Consider the following 23,947-nt stretch of genomic DNA (forward strand, 5'->3'; position numbering starts at 1 on the left):
GCATGGAAACAATATGAATGGTGGATATCAAAATCAAGGGCAATATATGAATAATGGAAATATGGGAATGGTTCCAGCTGGTAATGGTATGCCACAAGAAGTGATGACACAACAAGATGCTTTCCAAGATATTAGTGAATATAAACAAAGACTAAGAGGAATGAGGGAAGTTCAAGCCCTTACAGGTGAAATAGAAATACAAAATACAAATTCTATAATTATGTTTGGACAACAAGCTAGTGAGAATATATCAAAGGTATCAGATGCCTTACTTAATTCTATGAAGTCAGTTAAAGCAGAAGAAGCTGGAGAAATGTTAATTAACTTGACTAAAATTATGGACAAGTTTGATGTTGGAGAGCTTGAAAATGTAAAAGAGGGTTCAATGATTTCAAAGTTATTTAAGGGGGTTGGAAATACCGTTGCTAAGCTATTCCAAAAGTATGACACTATGGGATATGAGGTAGAAAAAGTATATGTATTATTAAAGAAGTATGAAAATGACATTAAAGAGTCGAATGCTAATTTGAAAAAATTGTATGATGGAAATTTAGAGTTTTATCAATTATTAGAGAAATATATAGTTGCAGGAGAAATAGCGCTTGAAGAGATTGATAGTTATATAAATCAAATTTCAATGGATAATTCTATGAATCAAGAAGAAAAGCAAATGATGATTCAAAAGCTGGAAATAAGTAAAGAGATGTTATCTCAGCGTGTATATGATTTACAAATTGCTGAGAATGTTGCTATACAAGCAGCACCAATGATTCAAACAATACAGCTATCTAACTTTAACTTAATGAGAAAGATAAATTCATCATTTATAGTAACTTTACCTATATTTAAGCAATGCCTAGCTCAGGCTGTTATATTAAAGAGACAAGAAATACAAGCTAAATCAATTAAGCAATTAGATGATAAGACCAATGAGTTAATTATGAGAAATGCTACAAATACAGCAAGACAGTCTGTTGAAATAGCTAAGATGGCATCAAGCAGTTCAGTATCTATTGAGACTTTAGAGAAGTCATATGATACTATAATGAAAGGTATTGAAGAGACTAAGGCTATTCAAGAAGCTAACAAAGTACAAAGAAATGAAAATTCAATTAAGCTTGAAAATCTAAAGCACAATATGAAGAAAAATATAGCAAGTGCTTAATAATGTCATAGAATATAGAGTCAATATGTAAAAAATTTATAACAAAATGTAGAAAATTCTGTATGGATAATTTTTTGTGTTATAATTTATCTATGACATAATGATATATTTAAATATGGAGGAGAGAGAAATGGGTATAAATTTAGGTGGAATTAAAGTTAATAGTAATCAATCTACTAGTAACAATGGGGAAGTCAATGCTCTGAATCTACAAAAGAATGATATTTTAGATTTGACTAAGAAAAATCCAGGACTTTTAGAAGTTGTTCTAGGAGCTGGATGGGATGTAGCAAATAATGGACAAGACTTCGATTTAGATATAGCAGCATTCTTACTAAATGGTAATAATAAAGTGGCAAATATTCCAGCTGATGTTATCTTCTTTAACAACATGAATGGGGAAGGTATTAGACTTGAAGGCGACAACAGAACAGGGGCTGGAGATGGTGACGACGAGAGAATACAAATAGATCTATCTAAAATAAGAAGAGATGTTGAAAAAATAGTATTTGTAGTTACTATTCATAATTCGCAAGCAAAGAGACAAACTTTTGGAATGGTTGAAAATTCTTATGTTAGACTTCTAGATGCAAAAAATAATGAAAGAGAAATATGTAGATTTAATTTAAAAGAAAATGGATCTACAGTTACTTCAGTAGTATTTGCAGAGCTTTATAGAGCTTCATCAGAATGGCAATTTAAAGCTATAGGGGAAGGCAAGATAGCAGATTTAAATGGTATATTAAGTCTTTATATGTAGTATAGAATACAAAAGTATACATAATATTAATAAAACTTTAAATAAGAAAGAAGGAAGCGGTATGTCAAATATATTAAACTTAGAAAAAAATGATATCTTGGATTTAACTAAAAAGGATCCATCTTTAAATAATATTTTATTAGGTTCAGGTTGGGATGTTGTTAAAAAGGGTTTCTTTAGTACGCAAAGCGACTATGATTTAGATTTAATTGCATTATTATTAGATAATAATGATAAGTTAATGGGAAAAGGTGGATTAATATACTTTGGAAACCAAAAAGGGACAGGTATCTATCTTCACGGAGATAATAGAACAGGAGCTGGAGATGGAGACGATGAAAAAATATCTATATCATTAAATAGTTTACCTGAAAATTGTAATAAGATTATTTTCGCAGTAAATATATATGATGCTGTGAAAAGAAAACAAAGTTTTTCAAAGGTAAAAAATGCATATGTTAGATTAGTTAATGAAGATAAAGGTAATGCTGAAATATGTAGATATAATTTAACTGATGAAGGTGGAGACAATACAGCTATAATATTTGCTGAACTTGAAAAAAGTAGTGGTGATTGGAAGTTTAAGGCAGTTGGAGAGTACTTACAAGCTTCAGTTTCATCATTAGCACAAAGATATAGATAGGGAGTGAGATAAATGGGAATTAACTTAGGTGGAAGTTTTGGTAATTTATCTAATAACAATAATAATACACAATCACAAGGCATAACTTTAGATTTAAATAAAAATGATGTTTTAGATCTAACAAAGAAAAATCCAGGACTTAAAAATGTAATTTTAGGAGCAGGTTGGGATATTTCTAATAATGGATCTGATTTTGATTTAGATATCGCAGCATTTTTATTAGATAGCAACAATAGATTCAATAGTGTGGAAAATATAATTTTCTTCAATAATAAATCAGCTCAAGGAGTTTATTTAGAGGGAGATAATAGAACAGGTGTAGGAGATGGAGACGATGAGAGAATACAATTAAATTTAGATGCAATAAATCCAAACATTGTAAAGATTGTATTTGCAGTTACAATTCACAATGCACAGGTTAAGAGACAAACTTTTGGAATGATAAATAACTCATATGTGAGATTACTTGATGTAGATAAGAATGAAAAAGAAATATGCAGATTTAATTTAAAGGAAAATGGATCTACTGCAACATCCGTAATTTTTTCGGAATTAGTAAGAGATGGATCAGATTGGCAATTTAAAGCTGTAGGAGAAGGAAAAATAGCTGACTTAAACGGAGTGCTTGCTTTATACCAATAGATTTAACTAAAATACATGTAAGAGTAAACTAATTGAACTTTTACATGTATATTTTTAAATTATAATCATGTTAAATACAATATGAATATTATTAAGGAGAGAAAATATGTTTAAAGGTCTTAGTAAGGAACAGGTAGAGGAAAACAGAAAAAAATATGGGGCCAATATAATAGAGGAGGCACAACCAGAAACCTTCTTTGATAAGTTTAAGGGGGCATTCGAAGACCCTATGATAAAACTACTTCTAGCAATAGCAGGAATATTAGCTATTTTAGCTTTGATGAAATATGCAGAGTGGGGTGAAATAGTTGGTATAGTTATTTCTATATTCTTAGTAACAGTAATATCAGCTAGAACTGAAGTTGCATCAGATAATGAGTATAGAAAATTAAAGGGTAGTGCCAAGAAAGATACCTGTAAGGTGTATAGAAATGGTGTAGCAGTAGAAATAAATGTAGATGAAATAGTTGTTAATGATTTTGTAATACTACAGTCAGGGGATAAAATTCCTGCAGATGGAACCTTAATTTCTGGTGATTTAGCAGTTGATAACTCATCACTAAATGGAGAATCAGAGGAGTGTAAGAAGTTTGCATATGAAGATTACAATGGTGAAGATGTTGATGGTGAAGTAGCAATTACAGGAGATGTTTTTGTAGATAAATCATCTTTATTTAGAGAAGCAGTTACAGTTAATGGTTCAGGAGTTATGAGAGTAAGTAAAACTGGTATGAATACAGTTATGGGCTCTATGGCTAAGGATATGGCAGAAGATGCGGTGGATAGTCCTTTAAAGGTTAAATTAACTGACCTTGCAAACAAGATATCTAAGTTCGGGTATATAGGAGCTGCAGTTATAGCAGTTGTTTTAATGTTTCAAAATGTAATTTCAGCTGGCGGCGTTGGTCCATTTATGGATTTAGGATTTATAGAAATTCTAAAAGAAGTGCTAGAAACAGTAATGTTAGCTGTTGTAATCATAGTTATGGCAGTACCAGAAGGATTACCACTTATGATTGCTATAGTGCTTATGAAAAATACATCTAAAATGTTACAAAACAACGTATTAGTTAGAAAGCCAATAGGAATAGAGACAGCAGGATCATTAAATCTTTTATTTAGTGATAAAACAGGAACTATTACTAAAGGAAAATTAGAAGTTGTAGAATTCTTTGATGGCAGTGTAAATGACAGCTATGGTAAGAGCAACGCTATAAACGAACTAATGGCATACTGTATAGGTAAAAACACTGGTGCAATGTTTGATGGTTCTGGACAAGTAATTGGAGGAAATGCAACAGATAAAGCATTACTTAATTTCTTAACAAAGGAAGAGGCAGAGAAGTATTCAGATGTAAGAGTGGAGAAAGCTCAGCAATTTAACTCAGCAAATAAATATTCAGCAGCTCAGTTAGAAGGAAAAACTGTATATAAAGGAGCTCCTGAAAGATTACTATCAAAAGCAACAAAATATATTAATACAGAAGGAGAAGTAGTAGNNAAAGCTATGAGAGTATTATCCTTTGCATATAGTGAAAGTGATCTGCAAACGGATGTATTACCAGAGGATTTAATAATAGTTGGTTTTGTTGGAATTCGTGATGATGTAAGACCAGAAGCGAGACAAGCTATTAAGGAAGTTAAAAGTGCAGGTGTACAGGTAGTAATGATTACTGGTGACAGAAAAGAAACAGCTGTTGCTATAGGAAAAGATTGTGGATTAATAGAAACTAGTAGAGATATTGCTTTAACATCTGAAGAATTAAACAATATGACAGATGAAGAGGTAAAAGCAATTTTACCTAACTTGAGAGTTATAGCAAGAGCACTTCCAACAGATAAGTCAAGAATGGTTAGAATTGCGCAAGAGTTAAATATTGTTTGTGGAATGACAGGTGATGGAGTAAATGATGCACCGGCCTTAAAGAGAGCAGATGTAGGATTTGCTATGGGTTCTGGTACTGATGTTGCTAAGGAAGTTGGAGATATCGTTATATTAGATGATAACTTTAAATCTATAGAAAATGCTATTCTTTATGGTAGAACTATCTACAATAATATTTTAAAGTTTATCAAGTTCCAATTAACAATAAATGTAGCGGCGGTTGCAGTTTGTGCCATAGCTCCATTTGTTGGTATAAAACAACCACTTAGTATTACACATATTCTTTGGATTAACTTAATAATGGATGGTCTTGGAGCTTTAGCATTAGGATCAGAACCAGCTCTAAAAAGATATATGGAAGAGAAGCCAAAGCTTAGAACTCAAAGTATAGTCTCAGGTAAGATGATGAATCAAATTCTATTTGCAGGATTATGGATAACAATAATAAGTTTCTTATTCTTAAAACTCCCTTTCTTTACTGAGATGTTTACAAGTAATGAAACTCATCTTACAGGATATTTTTCTATGTTTGTATTAGCAGCTGTATTTAATGGCTTCAATGTTAGAAGTGAAGGTGTTAATATCTTTGAGAATATAGGACAAAATAAAGGCTTTATAAAGGTAATGAGCATTATAGTAGTAGTTCAAATTATCTTAACATATGTTGGAGGAGCAGTATTTAGTTGTGCTCCAATAGAACCTCAAAACTGGATTGTAGTTATAGGTTTAGCAATTACTATAATACCAGTAGACATGATTAGAAAAACTTTGGTTAATAGCTTAAGCAAAAAAGTATCAAAACAAATTTCAGAAGAAGTTTGTAGTTAAAAATATGGTTATATGTTAATAATATTTTTATAAAATGCAATAAACATATAACTAAGATTATCTATAGTATCAATTGCAGAACGACAGGACTACAGAGTTCTAATAGTAAATTAATAGAATAAACAAGTTGAGGGTTAAAACGAAAGTTTTGCCCTCTTTTGCCTTTGGCATATATCAACTTATTTAATAGCACAGTCTGATTTAGGTAGCCAGTACACTAGCTCCGCTTTCATAGAACAGCTAAAAAATATGGAATAATACAATCTCATAGTCGAAAAGGTTGTCCTTACGATAATGCTTGTGTTGAACCATTCAATTCTATATTAAAGAAAGAATTAGTCAATAATTATTAGATATTATGATTTTTATTCAGCAAGATTAAGTATATTTGAATTTATTGAGACATGGTATAACTGAAAGCGAATTCATGGACAATCGGTTATATAACTCCTCAGATGAGAGAAAATCAATGTAAAAACATATTATAAAACTTTATAAAAATGTGTCCAAAATATTGACCTAAGTCCAATATTTAACAATAAAACTATTTAACTAGTTGTAGGTACCATGGAGGTTTCAGGGAATTTATTACATATTAAAAGAAACTGAAAGCATGTTAAGTTAGAGTTAATTAAAGATTCAAAGGCCTCACCTAAGTTTTATGGAGAATAGATAAAAGTATTTAAATGAATATGTTTATGATAAAATGATAATGATTAATTTAGGACATGATATTATAAAATCTTTTAAAAATGGTAAGATAAATCATATAACATTATAGGTTTTATATAATATAAGGGGTGATTTTTTGAATTTAGATGGAGAAATAGTAGATACAATTATATGTATATCAAAAAAATATAAAAGTATAAACAAGGTGGTACTTTTTGGCTCAAGAGCTAGGGGTGATAATGAACTAAAAAGTGATATAGATTTGGCTGTATATGCTGACTGCGATATATTTGAGTTTATAGAAGAAATAGAAAATACAAGCCCAACTTTATTAGAGTTTGATTTTTCAAATATGAGAAGAATAGATGATGAGCTGTTTATAGAGCAGGTAGAAAAGGAAGGGGTAATCTTATATGAGAAGTATAGAGTTTAAATATATGAACTTAAAAAAGGCATATGGAAAATTAAAAGAGGTAAGTGATATTTATGATGGTAAAAATGAAATAATTAGAGATAGTCTTATTCAAAGGTTTGAATTTACCTATGAGCTTACTCATAAGACTATGAAGGAGTTCATGAAATATCTTGGGGTTACTCTTGAAAATTCATTTCCAAGAACTATATTTAAGAAAGCCTACGTAAATAATTTAATATCGGATGATAAAGTTTGGATTAATTTATTAGAAGATAGAAATTCCACTTCTCATATTTATAATGAAAATTTAGTAAATGAAGTTGCAGATAGAATAATAAAGGATTATGTTAATGCAATAGGTGAATTGGTGGAGAATTTAGAGAAGTTACTATAATAGATTAATATTAAAAAAGAGTATTTTTAGTATAAATGCTCTTTTTTATGTGTAAAATTCTATTTTAAAACTTAATTGCAATAATGGTACTTATTAAAAATAACCTATATTAATATATAAATAGTAATTATTTTAAATTTAAAATAAAAATGTCATAATTGTAAGTTCTCATTCGTTATGTTTAGTAAGAGGACTCTTAAACAGCAAGGCGTGATTAGGTGGAGATTTTATCGGATGAAAATTTTAAAAATAATATGCTAGCACAGCTTTATGATGCCTATGAAAATAAGATGTATGGTATTGCATACTCAATTTAAAATAATGTAGAACAAGCAGAGGATGCAGTTCAAGATGCATTTATAAAGCTAATTCCATCTAATGTACCTGAAATGAAGGTGGTTCCTGGGTATATTCCAGAATGATATATAGAGACTGAAAATGCTCTCGGAAAATATCATCCCAATGGTGACCATAGTGTAGGGAAATATCCATTTGTCCACCTGTTTATACAACGCATTTTAAGGAAATTTACGTAAGTGATGTAGAAGGAACTACCCTTGGTGGCATAAAGGCGCAAATTCTCACAAGAGAAGGATTGGAGTATAACCATATTATCAATATGTTTTATGAAGATGGAACGCTAAAGGATTATGAAAGAGGACACTTTTACTACTGTGATTTTGCACCAAATGAAACAAAAGAAACGCATTTAGATGAAGATAAAATTGAAAATGCTTACATTAATTTTGAACAAAGTGGAACTACTTCTTTTATTGGATATTATATTAAAGTAACTAAATAAAAATTTAGAGGTCTATCTCAAAATTTTTTTGAGGTAGACCTTTTTTACATTAATAATATAATGAGTAATTGATAGGATAAGTAGATTTAACTAGAATGGGAATAAATGTCTGAAAATTCAATCTTAAGTCTCTCACCTCTAGAGTCTATAACTTTATTATAAAAATAATTAACTTTACTATCTTTTTCAGAGATTATAGGTAAGTAAAAGATAAACTCTGAGCCTTTGTCTATATTCTTATTTACCCATATTTCTCCACTATGAAGTTCAATTAAGGATTTAGTTAAGGGTAATCCGATTCCACTTCCTTCAGCCCTTCTTATGAATAAATTATCCACTTGTTTAAATCTTTCAAATATAATATCATAACTATTCTTTGGTATACCTACACCATCATCCTTTACAGAAATATATAGTCTATGCTCGTCCCAGTTAGTTGTTAGTGTAATCCATATGTTACCATTAATTTCTGTATATTTTATGGAGTTAGAAATTAAATTTAAAATTACTTTTTGAACTTTTTCAGGATCACAATCCAGAAATACTTCTTCTTCATTAGTATCAAATATTATATTTTTATTCATTTTCTTTATATATTGAGAAACTGAGTCCACCACATCTTCAAAATATGAAATAGCATTAAAATTTTCTTTGTATAGCTTTATATTGTTGCTATCAACTTGGGTTACATCAATTAGGTTATCAACTAATCTAAGAAGCCTATATGAGTTTTGTTTTATCATATTAAGACGATTATAGTAAATACTATTATCATCATTTACACTATTATAACCATTAAGCTCTAATTGAATGCTTGCTAATATTATATTTAAGGGAGTTTTAAATTCATGGGAGATATTTGCTAGAAAATCTGTTTTAAATTTCTCACATTCTACTTGTTCTTCTAAAGAGGCAACTTTTTCTTCAAGTTTTGAAAAGCTAGTTACATCTTTACCCGTAATAAATATTTCCTGTGTTTCTTGTTGGTGATAATAATACCATTCAATTAATTTGAAAGAATTGTTTTTACATTTTACTTCACAGATTCCACCATAAAATTTTTTGTTATAGGTATGCAAAATATCTTTGAAATTTATACTATTATTTGTTGATTTTATTAGTGACTGAATAGGAATTTTTTTAAAATCATTAAAGTCCCAGCCCAATATGAAAGGTATATTAGAACTTATTTTTTTAATATATCCTTTAGTATCTATAATCGCATATAAATCAACTGCTATATTAAGAAATCTACTCAATTCATTTTCAAGTTTAATCTTTTTCTGCAACTGATATGTCAATTGGGTAGATAAATATATATTTTTTAGTAATAAGGCTAATCTCTTAGAAGTCCTTACAATATATTTAGCATTAGATTCTGTGTCAAATGACTCATTATAATATAAATTTAAAACACCTAGAAGTCTGGAGTTATTATAGACTATGGGTATAACAATTATATAATTATCTTTAAGAAAATACTTATAGCTTTGACAAAAACCATTATTACAATAAAAATTTTCACAGTTTTTTAAAGGGGTGGGTGAGTTTATTTTCGTAGAAATATTTATTAATTCGTCTTTATATAAATCACTTATAGAAAAGGTATCATTGCCAGATATGTTTTCAGTAATGCCTAATGACATTTGCTTTATTAACATCTTTTTAAAATCATCATATATCCAAAGACTTGTACCATTTATGTCTAGGGTTTCATATATATCCATAAGATATTCATGAACTTCTTCATAAGAAACTTGCTCACGCTTTTCTTCACTCTCAGTAATTAGATTACATAGTGTTTTATAATTATTGTCTATAATAAAATTGTTGTAGTATAGTTCATCTGTATTAATAACCTGTCCAATAGCTAAAAAGGAGTAACAGCTATTGTCAGAATTTATAATGGGAATTTTGTGAGTTTGTAAAATAACTTCTCTACCTTTTATATATAAATACTCATTCATAATACTTTTTTTCTTTTTATTAATAACATTTAAATCATCTTTTATGACAAATTTAAAACTAGAGTAGTCGAAGATATCAAGACCGTTACTATGCAATAAAGTATTTTTATCCTCGCCTAGAAGATTACATAATGCGTTATTAACTGCTAGATATTCTCCGTTTATATTTTTTATCCATATACAATCATCAAATTCATTTAAAATAGGGATTAATACATCTATAGTTTCTTGATTTAGGTGTGTTTTATTGAAAAGATTATTATACATAGCAATCACTCCTATTTAAGATTATATATTATGTTTCAATTATATAATGGAATAAAGAAAAATGAAACAAATATTACAAAAAAAGCCATAATACGGGATGAATGTTATAAATAATATAAAATAAATTAAGTAATCGCATAAATCAAATTTAAAATTTAATTTAATTAAATATTATTTAAATTATTCATATAAACTTATATATTCACATATTTTTTTGTGTTTCGCGAACATGTTTTTTGGCTCTTAAATAGCATATTAGTTCTATTTTGTCATCATAACTCCAAGATGAAAAATCATTTATTAGCATTGATAATACTGAATCTAAATCAGTACATACTAAATTAGATGGAGTTTTATCATCTTCTAATAAATAGGTTATAGGTACATCTAAAGCATTACAAAGTATTTTTAAAGTAGATATAGAAGGATTACTTCTATTGTGTTCAATATCGCTTATAAACGATATTGATAAATTTGTTTTAGCAGATAATTCTTTTAGAGTTAATCCTTTAGACTTTCTAAGTTCTCTAAGTTTTTTTCTTGAATTCATATATATACCTCCAATAAAGTACGTTATTTACGTACTTTTATAATAAAATTATAGTTTAAGTATTAGTATAAGTAAACGAACAAAAAATATGTATAGACAGTAAAAAAATCATAAAACTATTGATTTTTTACTTTATTAGCGTAAAATAGTGTTTGGGGTGATAGAGTGGAAATAGGAAAAAAAATCAAATTTATTAGAAAATCAATGGGCATAAATCAAAATAAATTGGCTCAATTATCTGGTATATCCAATACATACTTATCTGATATTGAAAATTTAAGAACAGTGCCATCTCTAAAAACTCTAAATAGTTTGGCTATTGCACTTGAGGTTAGCTTGAAAGATCTCTTAGATTAAAATTTGATATAAACAAATGATAAAAATAGACTATAGACTAAATAAAAGAACGGTAGGATAAATAATTTATATAAATGTAATAATAAGTATTAAATTTAAAGTATTAACTTAATTGATACTAAAGATAATATCTATACTAAAATAAAGTTACTTACATAGCATAATTAACTAATGAAAATATTGCTATAACATATTTAGAAGGCAATCCAATATGAAATTATGATTGTCTATTTTTATTGATGCATAGTAATGGAATATACTAAAGCTTAAATTTTTAGTCAGAAGGTTTAGTAATATTGTATGAATATTTAATCTGTAGGTTAAAGTTATGACGGAGCAAAATCATTATTTAAAAAAATAGTTGAGAGGAAAATTATCATACTTTACCCAGGATGGGGAGGAGCGATAAAATTAGTTTTTATGAGGTTAGAAAAATTTAAAATAAAACTAATAGTATTACTTTTATTACTACTATTAGTTAGTATAATATTTATTAAAGAAAAAAGTCTGTGTAAGTTTATAAATATATTTTTAGTTATTACAGTATTTATCTTAGGTATAAAAAATAATGCATTATCTATAATAAATAAGGAGATAAAACTAATAAGTGAGAGAGACTTTTTAACAGATACATATAATAGAAGATTTATGCAATTGGAATTATTAAAAGCCTGTCAGAATAGAGAAGTTATTACGTTTTTAATGATAGATATAGATGATTTTAAACTATACAATGATAACTATGGGCATGTTCAAGGAGATAAGATTTTAAAAGTAGTATCAAAGGCTTTAAAAGATATATTTAGTGAAGATGTAGTCTGTAGGTATGGGGGAGAAGAATTCTCAATAATATCTAGGCTGAATGAGAAAGAAATTGTTGAAAACATAAAAATATTTATGAAGCATCTTAGGGAACTTAACATTATTCATGAATATTCACAAGTTAGTGATAGGATAACTGTTAGTATAGGTATAGGAATTTCTAGAATAGTTAATGAAGGAGATATATATAATTTAGTAAAAGAAGCTGATGAAAAGTTATATTTATCTAAATCGTTAGGGAAAAATACTTATACAATATAAATTTAGGATTTAAGAAATTTAGCTATCTCTAAATGACTAAAAAATCATGTAGAGATATCTATTTGTATTTAATGGAATTATATATTATTTTTTAGGATTTGTAATAATAGAGATTTAAAAGCCATATAGACAAATATCTATATGAGAGATATAATAGGGATATAAAATAGCTATAAATAAAAGATTAGGAGATAGAATTTTATGAAATATGATTATGCAGAATATGTTCAAATGTTTAAAGCATTGGCAGATGAGACTAGACTAAAAATTATTAATATGCTTACAGAATCAGAGGAATTGTGTGCATGTAAAATTCTTGAGAATTTTAATATTACTCAACCCACCTTATCTTATCATATGAAGATTTTAACAGATAGTGGATTGGTTCTTGGTAATAAGGACGGTTCTTGGATGAAATATACATTAAATTCAGAGCGGATTACTGAATTGAAAAGGTTTTTAAACTCTAAAAACTAAAAATCTAAGGGTATTTCTTTACGTTATTAATCTACAGGAGGGCAAATCATGGAGAAAAAAATTAATTTATATGTATTAACTGGATTTTTAGGTTCAGGTAAAACTACGGTACTTTTAAGGCTACTAGATGTGTTAAAGAGCAATAAGGTTGGAGTTATACAAAATGAATTTGGTAAGCTAGGCATAGATGGCACCATACTTAAAAGAGATAATATTGAGATGGTAGAGATTAATAGGGGATCTATCTTCTGCTCATGTTTAAAAATATCCTTTGCTCAAGCTTTAGCTGAAATGAGTAATCAGGATTTAGAGTATGTCTTTGTAGAGAGTTCAGGCCTAGCAGATCCATCTAATATAGAAGAGATACTTGAAGGTGTAAAGATTTTATCACCTGAAGCAACCTATGATTTAAAGGGAGTGTTGTGCTTAATTGATGGAATGAACTTTAGAGAGCAATTAGAAGATTTAGAAACAGTAAATCGTCAATTAAAGCATTGTCATATGGCTATCATAAATAAGGTAGATTTAATTGAAGAGGAAGAGCTAAAGAACGTAATTAAAGAAGTCAGACATGTAAATCCTAAGTGTGATATAGATACTTGTTCCTTTGGAGAATTTAGTATGGACTTTTTATATAAGGATCTATTAGTAAATCAGTGGGCTGAAGGAGAAGATTCTACAAATACTGTGGAAAACAAGCCCAAAAGCTTAACTATGAATTTTAGTAGTGTTGTGAGTAAAAATAAAATAGAAGAATTCTTAAATTCTATAAAGAAGGATAGCTATAGAATAAAGGGTTTCTTTAACTTAAATGATGGATGGCAACAAATAGATGTGGTAGGCAAAAATATAGATTATAAGCCATGTGAACCAAAGGAAGTTTCACAACTAGTGTTTATATCTAAAATCGGACCTAATATAATAAAACCTATAATTAATAATTGGAATGAAATTGTAGGAGAAAAGATGGAACTTAAAAATTAAAGTTTTAAATTTTAGGAGGAGTTCATATGGAATTTAAGGTTTTAGGAGAAGGGTGCTCTAAATGCACTAAACTTTATGATAACACTTTGGAAGCTTTAAAGGAGTTAGGGATAGAAGCTGATGTGGTTAAGGTTGAATCTTTAGTAGATATTATTTCATCAGGAGTTATGACTACTCCTACCTTAATGATAGATGGTAAACCAAAGGCTATGGGACAAGTTTTATCTACTAAACAAATAGTAGAGTTAATAAAAAAAACTATATAGTAAAAGTTTTAGAATAAGTAACTAGATATTAAATTTAGTTACTTATTTTTAATTATACAAATATATTACTCTAAATAGTTAAGAATAAATGTAGCACAGGGAGAAAATTAAATAATTATATTGACACTATATAGATGATGGTCTATATTTATTATATAGACAGTTATCTATATAAGGAGGCGTTGAAATGAATTATGAAGGAAATGCAAAAATTATAAAGGCATTATCTGATCCAAATAGGTTAAAAATAGTAGATATATTATCCTGTGGGGAAAGATGTGCATGTGATATTCTGGAACATTTTGATTTTACACAACCAACTCTTTCACATCATATGAAGGTGTTGATGGATTGTGGTCTTGTTGAGAGTAGAAAGGATGGACTGTGGAGTCATTATTTTTTAAATAATACTAATTGTAATAAATTAATATTATTTTTAACAAGTGTTACAACAGATACAGAGGAGTGTATTTGCAAAGAAAAAGAAAAGTGTGAATGTAAATAAATCCATGTTATATATAAATATTTTTAAAATAAAAAGTGTAAAAACTTTACACTAATCAATTAAGAATGGAGGAGTTAATATGAAACCAAAGGTGGCATTTATATGTGTTCACAATTCTTGTAGATCTCAAATGGCGGAGGCCTTAGGAAGATTATATGAAGGAGAGGTTTTTGAAAGTTATTCTGCAGGGACTGAACTAAGACCTACAATAAATCAAGATGCGGTTAGAATAATAAATGAGCTATATAACATTGATATGAATGAGACTCAGAAATCTAAACTTCTAGGAGATATACCTGAAGTAGATATAGTTATTAAAATGGGTTGTAATGTTGTATGTCCTATTTTACCCGGAAAGCATATAGAGGATTGGGGATTAGAGGATCCAACTGGAAAATCAGATGAAGAATTTATTAAAACTGCTAAAATTATTGAAGAAAAAATTAAGAATTTAGCTAAGAGAATAAAAAATAAAGAAATTGAATTATAGGAGGTTTATCTTATGGGTAATAATAAAGGAAATGGTGGAAAAGGGTTAGGTGTTTTTGAAAGATACTTAACTCTATGGGTTGCGCTTTGTATTGTAGTGGGAATATTGGTTGGTCAGTTTTTGCCTATGATACCTAATACTCTAAATAAGTTTGAGTATTATAATGTGTCAATACCTGTGGCTATACTTATATGGTTAATGATATACCCTATGATGTTAAAGATTGATTTTGGAAGTATAATTAATGCTACTAGAAAACCAAAGGGACTTATAGTTACTTGTACAACTAATTGGCTTATTAAACCTTTTACAATGTATGCTATATCAGCATTTTTCTTCTTTATTGTATTTAAGGGGATAATAGCACCTGAACTTGCTAAGGAGTATTTAGCTGGAGCAGTGCTTTTAGGAGCTGCACCATGTACAGCTATGGTATTTGTGTGGAGTCACTTAACTAAAGGGGATCCTTCATATACTCTAGTTCAGGTAGCAGTTAATGACTTGATTATTTTAATTGCCTTTGCTCCTATTGTAGCTTTTTTACTAGGGGTTGGAGATGTAGTTATACCTATAGAAACTCTTGTATTGTCAACAGTTTTATTTGTAGTTATACCATTAGTACTTGGATTTATAACTAGAACATTAATAATTAAAAACAAAGGTATAAATTATTTTAATAATGTATTTTTAAAGAAATTTGATAATGTGACTATAATAGGATTATTACTAACTTTGATTATATTATTCTCCTTCCAAGGTGATACTATTTTAAATAATCCTGTTCATATAGTATTAATTGCAGTACCGCTTGTAATTCAAACCTTCCTTATATTTGGAATAGCTTATATTTGGGCAAAACTTTGGAAGTTGCCACATTCTATAGCAGCACCAGCAGGAATGATTGGAGCAAGTAACTTTTTTGAATTAGCAGTAGCAGTAGCAATTTCATTATTTGGATTACAATCAGGTGCTGCATTAGCTACAGTTGTAGGTGTATTAGTAGAAGTTCCTGTGATGCTTACACTTGTTAGAATAGCTAATAATAGTAGAGGATGGTTTACTAAAGAGGGAGAATAGTTTAAATTTCATGTCTTAATAAATAAGTAATAAATTTGTAAGCTTTAAGTAATAAATAATAATCTCATAAGGTTTAAAATAAGTATATGAACTTAAGGAGATGGTCTTATGGGAAAAAAGAAAAAGGTTAGAAAAGCAAGAAGAGTTATATTGAAATTACTAGTAATAGTTATATTAGGCATGTGTGCTACAAATTATTTAATCAATAAATTTCATTTGAAATCAGAGGGATATTTTATTATTAATGATTATGATAAAGTAGTGGTAAATAAAAATTATGGTTTAACATCAGATTATAAGCCAAAGGATTTAGTTTCAGTAAATATAGAATTCTTACCAGAATCCACAGAAGAAGAAAGATATATGACAAAGGAGTCTGCTAAGGCTTTAGAGGAACTAGTAGATGCTGCTTCAAAGGATGGGGTCTACTTACATGGTTTATCAGGCTATAGATCTTATAAAACACAAAAAAACTTATATGAATATAATGTGGAAACCCAAGGAAAATCTTATTCAGATAAATATGTAGCAAAGCCTGGAGCAAGTGAGCATCAACTAGGAGAGGCTCTGGATTTAGCAACTAGTTCTGGATGGATATCTGAAGGATGTCCAGAAGCTAATTGGATAGCTAATAATGCATATAAATATGGATTTATAGTAAGATATGAGTCGGGAAAAGAAGATATAACAGGATATAATTATGAACCTTGGCATGTGAGATATGTGGGTAGTGAAATGTCAGAAAAGATTTATAATGATGGAATAACCTTAGAAGAATTTGCTGAAATTAATTAAATAATATATAAACATAGAATAAATCAAAAGATATAAAAACAATTTTATAACATTAAAGAAGCCAAGTTATATAGGTAATATAGCTTGGCTTTTGCATTTAACACTATATTATATATTTTATAACTTTATTATTAAATATAGAGTCAATTTCTAAACTAAAAAATTCTTTCATCTCTTCTAACTGCTCTTTTGTATATACATATTTGCCATATCCAAATTGTCCATATTTATATTTTCTTTCCTCATCAACCATAGGAAGTGTTGTTTCAGGAAATACTTCTAGAATTATATTTTTAGCTCTAGGAGTATACCTATGAGATATTATTTCAAAGGTAACAGGACTAGTTAAGTTATCAGGAAGCTTATCCTTAAGGTTTAATAAAAGTTGTTTATAATCGTTTTTCCAACCTTCATAAAGAAATACTGGCGCAATAATAAAACCTATAGGATACCCAGCATTAGCCACCTTTACACTAGCTTCTATTCTTTTATCTATAGAAGCGGCTCTATTTTCAAAGTCACTGATTACTTTATCTGTATTTAAAGTAAATCGAATTTCTGTATGTCCTTTGTGATCTATATCTAACAGACTATCCACATCATTAAACTTTGTAACAAAACGAAATAGTCCATGATCGCTATTAGCAAAGAATTCTATAGCTTTTTTTAAACTATTAGTATAAGGTTCTATAGGTATAGGATCAGAGGTGGCAGAACCTTCAAATAAAGTTTTTGAAGGTAATCTTTCTTTAATATATTCATTTGCTTCATTTAAAATATCATCTATATTTACATTAATCTTTATATAAGGTTTATCCCCTAGATTTGTATTTAAGTAGCAATACTGACAATGGGCAATACAACCGGACACTAGGGGTAACTGCCAATTAGCAGAAGGTTTACAGGATTGAAATTTACTTCTTTTTTTTATACCCACAACTAGGGTATTCTTACCTTCACGATAAAAGCTATGCAAGTTTTCACCAGGAATTCGTTCTTTAATCTTATTAGAAGTTAATTTTATTATTTCTATATTTTTATTATCCTTAAAAGTGTTATAAATATTTTTGCCTATTTCATAATCCAGGGATCCTTTTTCAAATAATATTCTTTTAGGAATAAACATTAAGTTCTTTAGTAGAAGCAATGGGCTTCAAACTAAAGGTCACCTCCTTTATATTTAATAGGAATATTCTTTACATATATGATAATATTATGTGTAATAGATGAATTTTTTAGTTTAGATGATATGGTATAATGGGTATAATTTACAGTCACACATAAATAGTTATCTAAAGGTAATTATAAAACATAGAAAAATAATTTTATAATAAAGGGGGTCATATTATTGCATATTAAAACTTTGGTAAATGGATGGAAAAATTCTATAAAAGATTCAGTAAAAAGATTTCCTATACCCATATTTTTATCTATAGCTGCAGTTATAACTTTAATATATATGGGAGAAAGTATTGGAAGTGACGAGGAATTAAGATGTGTTGTTATGACTTTAGTACTTGGTATTCCAGTATATATTTGCATTGAATTATATTTTGAAAGAAGAAATAAATCTAATGAGAAGTTTAAATATTTAATTTATATTATTGCAGCTATTTGTTTAGCAGTCTATGGATATTTTTGTCTTGAAGATTTAAATATGGTTCAGGTTACTAGATATGTTGGTCTTATTATAATATTTATTACAGGGTTCTTTTTTACTCCATATATCTATAAGGATGGAAGTTTTGAGATGTATGTAATAAAGGTTTTAGGAAGATTTTTTACAACAGTTTTATATTCTATAGTTTTATATTTAGGACTAATAGCAATATTGTTCACCGTAGATTATCTTTTAGGAATAGAAGTTAAATATGAGATATATTATTATACATGGCTTATAGTTGTAGGAGTTTTTGCACAATGCTTCTTTCTTGGAGGAATCCCAGAAAAGGAAGAAGTTATAAAGGTTGAAAAATATCCAAAGGTGTTTAAGATATTAATGCTTTATATAATTATGCCATTAATTTCTATATACACAATAATCTTATATGTATATTTTGCTAAGATAATTATTACTAGACAGTGGCCAGAGGGATTAGTTTCTCATTTAGTATTATGGTATGGAGTAATATCATCAGGAACCTTGTTTTTAACTTCACCAGTAAAGGAAAATAGTCTTTGGGTAAGCAAGTTTGTAAAGGTGTTTCCAAAAGCAATACTTCCTCTTATAGTACTTATGTTTATTTCTATGGGAATAAGAGTTAATGCCTATGGAATAACTGAAAATAGATATTTTGTTTTAGCACTAGGGATTTGGGTATTTGGAATAATGGTATATTACTTAATAATTAAGAAAGTAAAAAATATTATACTCCCAATATCTCTTGTTATAATTACTTTTATATCAATTTGTGGACCTTTGAGTAGTTATAGTTTATCTAAGTATAGTCAAAATAAAAGATTTGAAAAGTTCCTTATAAAAAATAATATGATTGAAAATGGTAAAATAGTTAAAGCTATAGATCCAGTTTCTAAAGATGATCAAATAGAGCTCAATAGTATTTTGGATTATTTTAATAGAAAACATGAATTAAAGGATATTAAATATTTGCCAGATAATTTTACTATAAGTGATACAGAGATGGTACTAGGAATAACTTATTCTAATTTAAATTATGAAAGTAGATATGAACATTTTTATTTTACAAGTGAAGAAATATTAGAGCCTATAGAAATAAAGGACTATGATTACCTTTTTAACATTATAAGTTATCAAAGTGCTGCTAATAAGAATTCTTATGGAATTACAGTTGACTATAATAAAGCATCTAATGAACTTAAGATATTAGAGAAAGGTAAACAGATATATAATAAGAATTTAAATGAGTACTTTAATAAGATAATAGATAAATATGGTGTTAATAAAACAAACTCCATACCTGTAGAAGATATGCAATTTGAAGATGAAACAGATAAAGTTAAAATCAAAATAAAAATTGATAACTTTTCTGGTCGTAAGGATTTAAATTATGACCAAATAGAGTCTACAGAAATTCAATTTTCCGTATTTGTAAAGATAAAGTAAAAGAACAATAAAATTATGTAAGAATAATTTGCCTACTAAATTGAAACAATATTATAGAAATAAACTTTAGGAGGCATTCTTATGACTAAATTAAAATGTGATGCATGTAGTTGTGCATATAATAATGATTATTATTGCTGTATTGATTCTATTCAAGTAGGTGGAAGAGAAGCTACTCATAAATCATCTACTTGTTGTGATAGTTTTGCAGAAAAAAGTGGAGCTATGTCAAATAGTAATCAAAGACCTAATCCAGAAATGGTAGTAGGATGTGAAGCTACCAATTGTGTTTATAACGCAAACCATAAATGTGATGCTTCAGAAATTTGTATTTCTGGAGATCATGCATGTAAGCCTAGAGAAACAGAGTGTGCTACATTTCATTGCAAGTAAAGATAAATACTATAAGTAAATATAAAGAACAAGCTACTACTATGAAATTTTATGATTAAGTTCGGTTAAATTTTATAGTAGTAGTTTTTTTACGTATATAAGTGTTTAAACAGTGAAACATATATAAGAAAAAGAGAGATATTGTAATAACTTATCTATTGATATATGATTAAATAAAGAGGGTTAACATAAAATTGAAAAACATAAGATATTTTTATAAAAATCAATAGGGTGAATTAAGGAGGAATGGGTTTGAAGAAGGAAATAAAAGATTATATTATAATAACTTTTGGATTAATTTTAATAGCTATAGGTATTCATTTTTTTCTGGTCCCACACAATTTAGCAGCTGGAGGACTTACTGGGCTTGCTATGGTAATAAACCATTATATTCCTAACCTTAGTATTGGTATTATAATGCTTATAGGGAACATATTTTTCTTTGTCATAGGTTTTATTTTTATTGGAAAGGCATTTGGAACAAAAACTATATATTCTAGTCTTATGCTTTCAGTAATAATATCCATTTTAGAAAAAGTAGCACCTATTAGTAAACCTATTTCACAGGATATACTTATAAATTTAATTTTTGGTATATTAATTGGAGCCATAGGTATGGCTATAGTGTTTAATAGGAATGCATCTACAGGGGGGACAGATATACCTGCTAAAATATTAAACAAATATGCCCATCTAGAAATTGGAAAAGGACTTTTAATTATAGATTTTAGTATAACCTTACTTGCAATTATAGCATTTGGAGCTACTACAGGAATGTATGCTTTACTTGGTGTTATAATAAATGGCTCTATGGTAGATTTTGTTATAGATGGACTCAACATAACTAAGAGAATAGAGATAATGAGTTCTAAAACTGAAGACATAAGAAAATTTATTATTGATGAGCTGGGCAGAAGTGCTACTATTTATCGTGCTATAGGAGCATACAATTTAGAAAAAAGTGATGTTTTGATAACAGTAATGGGTAAAAAGGAGTTTATTAAGCTTAGAAATTTTATAAAAGAAGTGGATCCAGGTGCTTTCATCATAACCCATAATGTCCATGAGGTATTAGGGGAAGGCTTTGGTAATATACTAGACTAATTATATAATCAGTAAATTTCAATTAGGAGATTTACTGATTTTTTATTGTATTTCTGCTATATAGTTAAAAATAAGAAGAATTTTGTCCATTACTCTAAGAAAACTCAGATAAATATTAAAAATTTTTTAAATTTGCTATAATATATATATAACCATAAATTAAAAATATTAAGTTAAGGTTTAAAATAGGTATTTAAGGGGTATATGAAGATGAGAAGAGGAAAGAAGGTATTATTAATAATTTAAGTTATAATAATTCTCAGACTAGTATGCTTAGGATTATTTGGGAGAAAACTTAGTCCTAATGAGGAAGCTGAAATTATAAAAGAAAAATTAGTTCCTTTAAACGCTGTGGAGATTGGCAATGGGTTTGAAGATTTAAAGGGATTTAAGGATATATTTAAGGATAAACAAATTATAGCATTTAAATATCTTTAGAATATCCTAAAAAGCATAGAATTAGCCATATACAGTGGAACACAGCATAACATAAAAGAAGCTTTGAATATGTAAGGAAAATTATTAGCTGATAACATTATTTTTTATAATGGGTATGAAGAAGATTGTTATATGAAATAGATACATTTGATGGGTTAATATTTATTAGAGATACTAATGATATAAGTAAATTAAAATAAAAAATAGATGTACAACTTGTACATCTATTTTTTATTTCAATTAGTCTTGAACTGGAGCACCAACTGGGCAAACGCTAGCACAAGCACCACATTCGATACAAGAATCAGCATCGATAAGGTATAATCCATCTCCTGCACTTATGCAGCTAACTGGACATTCAGATTCGCAAGCACCACAAGAGATGCAAGTATCTACTATTTTATAAGCCATGAAAAAGACCCCCTTTACTATTAAATCATGATTATCATACCATATTATGATATAATAATAAAGAGGATTTATATTTAAATATAATAAAAAATACAAGAAATAAATTAATTTTATAGTTAATAAATGAACTAATTAAAGTAAATGTAAAATATATTAACATTTATTTAAATTAATTTATTTTCAGGACATATAACTAGTGTTATAAAAGAACAAATGTTAAAATAACTACAATGGAAATTAAAGAAGTTTTAAGAGGTATGAAAATGAAATTAAAGGGAAAAGTGGTAGTAATTACAGGAGGAACAAGAGGTATAGGTAAGGGAATAGCCTTAGAATTTGCTAAAGAAGGAGCAACATTAGTACTTAACTATTTTAGCGATGATGAAAGTGCAAAGGAGACTTTAAATGAAATTAGTTCCATGGGAAACTATTGTACTTTATTTAAAGGAGATGTAAGTAATTATAACTTTTCTAAGGAATTAATAGAATATACTCTAGAGAAATTAGGCAGAGTGGATGTATTAGTAAACAATGCAGCTATTTCTAAAATAGGATTATTTATGGATGACACTGAAAAAGATTTTGATAAAATCATGTCTGTAAATTTCAAGTCAGTATTTAATACTACGAACTCTGTAGTTAATCATATGGTTTCAAGAAAAGAAGGTAGCATTATTAATATATCATCAGTTTGGGGAGGTGAAGGAGCTGCCTGCGAAGTTTTATATTCTGCATCAAAGGGAGCTATAAATTCCTTTACAAAGGCCTTAGCTAAGGAACTAGCATTAAGTAATATAAGAGTAAATGCCATAGCACCAGGTGTTATCGAAACTAAGATGAATATGTGGATGAAAGAAGAAGAAAGAGTAGAATTAACAGAGGAAATACCCATGGGGAGATTTGGAAGTGTATCAGAAGTGGGAAGAGTTGCTGTATTTTTAGCTAGTAAGGATAGTAGCTACATAACAGGGGAAATACTAAACGTAAACGGGGGCTTTTAAATTTACCTTTAAAATAGATAACAATTTAAAGTCAGATAGTATATTAATTATTTAATTGATACATATAGAAAGGAATTAGAATTTATGAATAGTGTTGAGATGAAAACATTAATAAAAGTTATATTTGTATGTATACTGTTATTTATATTTTCTCCATTGATTTTTGGAGTTTTAGGAATTGTATTCAAAGGAATCTTATGGCTTATTCTAGGGATTGTAATTATAATAACCCTTAGTATAATGTACTTAAAATATAAGGTGAAAAAGGAAACTAATGAATTTTATTCTTCTAATGAGAATGGAAGGCCACAAGATAGCCATAGTGCAAATGTAACTCCAGATTCAGAATCTTATATAGACTATAGTGATTCTACTATTGTAGATGTAGAAGAGTATGAAGAAAGTAATGATAAGGAAGAATAGTTAAAGAGAAAATAAGAATTACGAACAAGAAGCACCGATGTTAATTTATTTTACTATTGGTGCTTTTG

Annotated in this window: 26 protein-coding genes and 1 pseudogene; 23 read left to right on the forward strand and 4 right to left on the reverse strand. The window is 28.2% G+C overall.

Annotated features, from left to right (window positions below):
* From B2671_RS12645 to B2671_RS12685, 9 genes and pseudogenes are all read left to right on the forward strand, one after another.
* A partial coding sequence (locus B2671_RS12645; RefSeq protein WP_346870721.1) for a toxic anion resistance protein occupies positions 1–1,165 on the forward strand: 1,165 nt, incomplete at its 5' end.
* A 130-nt stretch (positions 1,166–1,295) separates the two neighbouring features.
* Positions 1,296–1,925, forward strand: a complete 630-nt coding sequence (locus B2671_RS12650; RefSeq protein ID WP_346870722.1) for a TerD family protein — start codon at positions 1,296–1,298, stop codon at positions 1,923–1,925.
* 61 nt (positions 1,926–1,986) lie between these two features.
* Positions 1,987–2,568 carry a TerD family protein gene (locus B2671_RS12655; RefSeq protein WP_346870723.1) on the forward strand — a complete coding sequence of 194 codons (582 nt, stop codon included), beginning with the start codon at positions 1,987–1,989 and terminating at the stop codon, positions 2,566–2,568.
* Positions 2,569–2,580: 12 nt separating this feature from the next.
* Positions 2,581–3,210 (forward strand): TerD family protein, encoded by a 630-nt coding sequence (locus B2671_RS12660; protein WP_346870724.1) that lies wholly within the window; start codon positions 2,581–2,583, stop codon positions 3,208–3,210.
* 106 nt (positions 3,211–3,316) lie between these two features.
* Complete coding sequence (locus B2671_RS12665; protein ID WP_346870725.1) at positions 3,317–5,923, forward strand: calcium-translocating P-type ATPase, PMCA-type; 2,607 nt, start codon at positions 3,317–3,319, stop codon at positions 5,921–5,923.
* 183 nt (positions 5,924–6,106) lie between these two features.
* Positions 6,107–6,411 (forward strand): annotated as a pseudogene (locus B2671_RS12670) (integrase core domain-containing protein); the annotation flags it as partial.
* 320 nt (positions 6,412–6,731) lie between these two features.
* On the forward strand, positions 6,732–7,028 hold the full coding sequence (locus B2671_RS12675; protein WP_346870726.1) for a nucleotidyltransferase domain-containing protein: 297 nt from the start codon (positions 6,732–6,734) through the stop codon (positions 7,026–7,028).
* Positions 7,009–7,404, forward strand: a complete 396-nt coding sequence (locus tag B2671_RS12680; protein WP_346870727.1) for a nucleotidyltransferase substrate binding protein — start codon at positions 7,009–7,011, stop codon at positions 7,402–7,404. The genes B2671_RS12675 and B2671_RS12680 overlap by 20 nt, the downstream gene beginning before the upstream one ends.
* A 595-nt stretch (positions 7,405–7,999) precedes the next feature.
* Entirely contained in the window at positions 8,000–8,206 is a 207-nt protein-coding gene (locus B2671_RS12685) for a hypothetical protein (protein ID WP_346870728.1), read from the forward strand.
* Between the two features lie 86 nt (positions 8,207–8,292).
* Here B2671_RS12685 and B2671_RS12690 read toward each other — a convergent pair whose 3' ends face one another.
* Together B2671_RS12690 and B2671_RS12695 are read right to left on the reverse strand one after the other, a co-directional pair.
* The gene (locus B2671_RS12690; RefSeq protein WP_346870729.1) at positions 8,293–10,440 is read right to left on the reverse strand and encodes a PAS domain-containing sensor histidine kinase; all 2,148 of its coding nucleotides are present in this window, start codon (positions 10,438–10,440) and stop codon (positions 8,293–8,295) included.
* A gap of 202 nt (positions 10,441–10,642) precedes the next feature.
* Entirely contained in the window at positions 10,643–10,990 is a 348-nt protein-coding gene (locus B2671_RS12695) for a helix-turn-helix transcriptional regulator (RefSeq protein WP_346870730.1), read from the reverse strand.
* A gap of 165 nt (positions 10,991–11,155) precedes the next feature.
* Between B2671_RS12695 and B2671_RS12700 the strand changes: the two genes are divergently transcribed.
* From B2671_RS12700 to B2671_RS12740, 9 genes are all read left to right on the forward strand, one after another.
* The gene (locus tag B2671_RS12700; protein WP_346848531.1) at positions 11,156–11,347 is read left to right on the forward strand and encodes a helix-turn-helix transcriptional regulator; all 192 of its coding nucleotides are present in this window, start codon (positions 11,156–11,158) and stop codon (positions 11,345–11,347) included.
* A gap of 420 nt (positions 11,348–11,767) precedes the next feature.
* Positions 11,768–12,430, forward strand: coding sequence for a GGDEF domain-containing protein (locus B2671_RS12705; RefSeq protein ID WP_346870731.1), 663 nt, complete (start codon positions 11,768–11,770; stop codon positions 12,428–12,430).
* Positions 12,431–12,631: 201 nt separating this feature from the next.
* Positions 12,632–12,907 carry a metalloregulator ArsR/SmtB family transcription factor gene (locus B2671_RS12710; RefSeq protein WP_346870732.1) on the forward strand — a complete coding sequence of 92 codons (276 nt, stop codon included), beginning with the start codon at positions 12,632–12,634 and terminating at the stop codon, positions 12,905–12,907.
* 48 nt (positions 12,908–12,955) lie between these two features.
* A complete protein-coding gene (locus tag B2671_RS12715; protein WP_346870733.1) occupies positions 12,956–13,891 on the forward strand; it encodes a GTP-binding protein in 936 nt (311 codons plus the stop codon).
* Positions 13,892–13,917: 26 nt separating this feature from the next.
* A complete protein-coding gene (locus B2671_RS12720; RefSeq protein ID WP_346870734.1) occupies positions 13,918–14,157 on the forward strand; it encodes a thioredoxin family protein in 240 nt (79 codons plus the stop codon).
* Between the two features lie 187 nt (positions 14,158–14,344).
* On the forward strand, positions 14,345–14,662 hold the full coding sequence (locus tag B2671_RS12725; protein ID WP_346870735.1) for a metalloregulator ArsR/SmtB family transcription factor: 318 nt from the start codon (positions 14,345–14,347) through the stop codon (positions 14,660–14,662).
* Between the two features lie 79 nt (positions 14,663–14,741).
* Positions 14,742–15,152, forward strand: a complete 411-nt coding sequence (locus B2671_RS12730) for an arsenate reductase ArsC (RefSeq protein ID WP_346870736.1) — start codon at positions 14,742–14,744, stop codon at positions 15,150–15,152.
* A 12-nt stretch (positions 15,153–15,164) separates the two neighbouring features.
* Positions 15,165–16,229: an ACR3 family arsenite efflux transporter gene (gene arsB, locus B2671_RS12735; RefSeq protein ID WP_346870737.1), complete on the forward strand. Its 1,065-nt coding sequence runs from the start codon at positions 15,165–15,167 to the stop codon at positions 16,227–16,229.
* Positions 16,230–16,337: 108 nt separating this feature from the next.
* A complete protein-coding gene (locus tag B2671_RS12740) occupies positions 16,338–17,024 on the forward strand; it encodes a M15 family metallopeptidase (RefSeq protein WP_346870738.1) in 687 nt (228 codons plus the stop codon).
* A gap of 103 nt (positions 17,025–17,127) precedes the next feature.
* On the opposite strand, the gene splB is transcribed toward B2671_RS12740, so the two are convergent.
* Positions 17,128–18,150: a spore photoproduct lyase gene (gene splB / locus B2671_RS12745; RefSeq protein ID WP_346870739.1), complete on the reverse strand. Its 1,023-nt coding sequence runs from the start codon at positions 18,148–18,150 to the stop codon at positions 17,128–17,130.
* A gap of 222 nt (positions 18,151–18,372) precedes the next feature.
* On the opposite strand from splB, the gene B2671_RS12750 reads away from it, so the two are divergent.
* From B2671_RS12750 to B2671_RS12760, 3 genes are all read left to right on the forward strand, one after another.
* On the forward strand, positions 18,373–20,109 hold the full coding sequence (locus tag B2671_RS12750) for a DUF4153 domain-containing protein (RefSeq protein ID WP_346870740.1): 1,737 nt from the start codon (positions 18,373–18,375) through the stop codon (positions 20,107–20,109).
* Positions 20,110–20,190: 81 nt separating this feature from the next.
* Complete coding sequence (locus B2671_RS12755; RefSeq protein ID WP_346870741.1) at positions 20,191–20,502, forward strand: DUF1540 domain-containing protein; 312 nt, start codon at positions 20,191–20,193, stop codon at positions 20,500–20,502.
* Positions 20,503–20,748: 246 nt separating this feature from the next.
* Positions 20,749–21,606, forward strand: coding sequence for a YitT family protein (locus B2671_RS12760; protein ID WP_346870742.1), 858 nt, complete (start codon positions 20,749–20,751; stop codon positions 21,604–21,606).
* A 678-nt stretch (positions 21,607–22,284) separates the two neighbouring features.
* Here B2671_RS12760 and B2671_RS12765 read toward each other — a convergent pair.
* Positions 22,285–22,455, reverse strand: coding sequence for a DUF362 domain-containing protein (locus B2671_RS12765; RefSeq protein ID WP_346870743.1), 171 nt, complete (start codon positions 22,453–22,455; stop codon positions 22,285–22,287).
* A gap of 263 nt (positions 22,456–22,718) precedes the next feature.
* Here B2671_RS12765 and ymfI point away from each other — a divergent pair, with 263 nt between their 5' ends.
* Positions 22,719–23,456, forward strand: coding sequence for an elongation factor P 5-aminopentanone reductase (gene ymfI, locus B2671_RS12770; RefSeq protein ID WP_346870744.1), 738 nt, complete (start codon positions 22,719–22,721; stop codon positions 23,454–23,456).
* 84 nt (positions 23,457–23,540) lie between these two features.
* The gene (locus B2671_RS12775; protein WP_346870745.1) at positions 23,541–23,879 is read left to right on the forward strand and encodes a hypothetical protein; all 339 of its coding nucleotides are present in this window, start codon (positions 23,541–23,543) and stop codon (positions 23,877–23,879) included.
* The last annotated feature ends 68 nt before the right edge of the window (positions 23,880–23,947 follow it).

It is taken from the genome of Clostridium sp. UBA5119 (assembly GCF_002414285.1).
GTDB lineage: Bacteria > Bacillota > Clostridia > Clostridiales > Clostridiaceae > Clostridium_J > Clostridium_J sulfidigenes.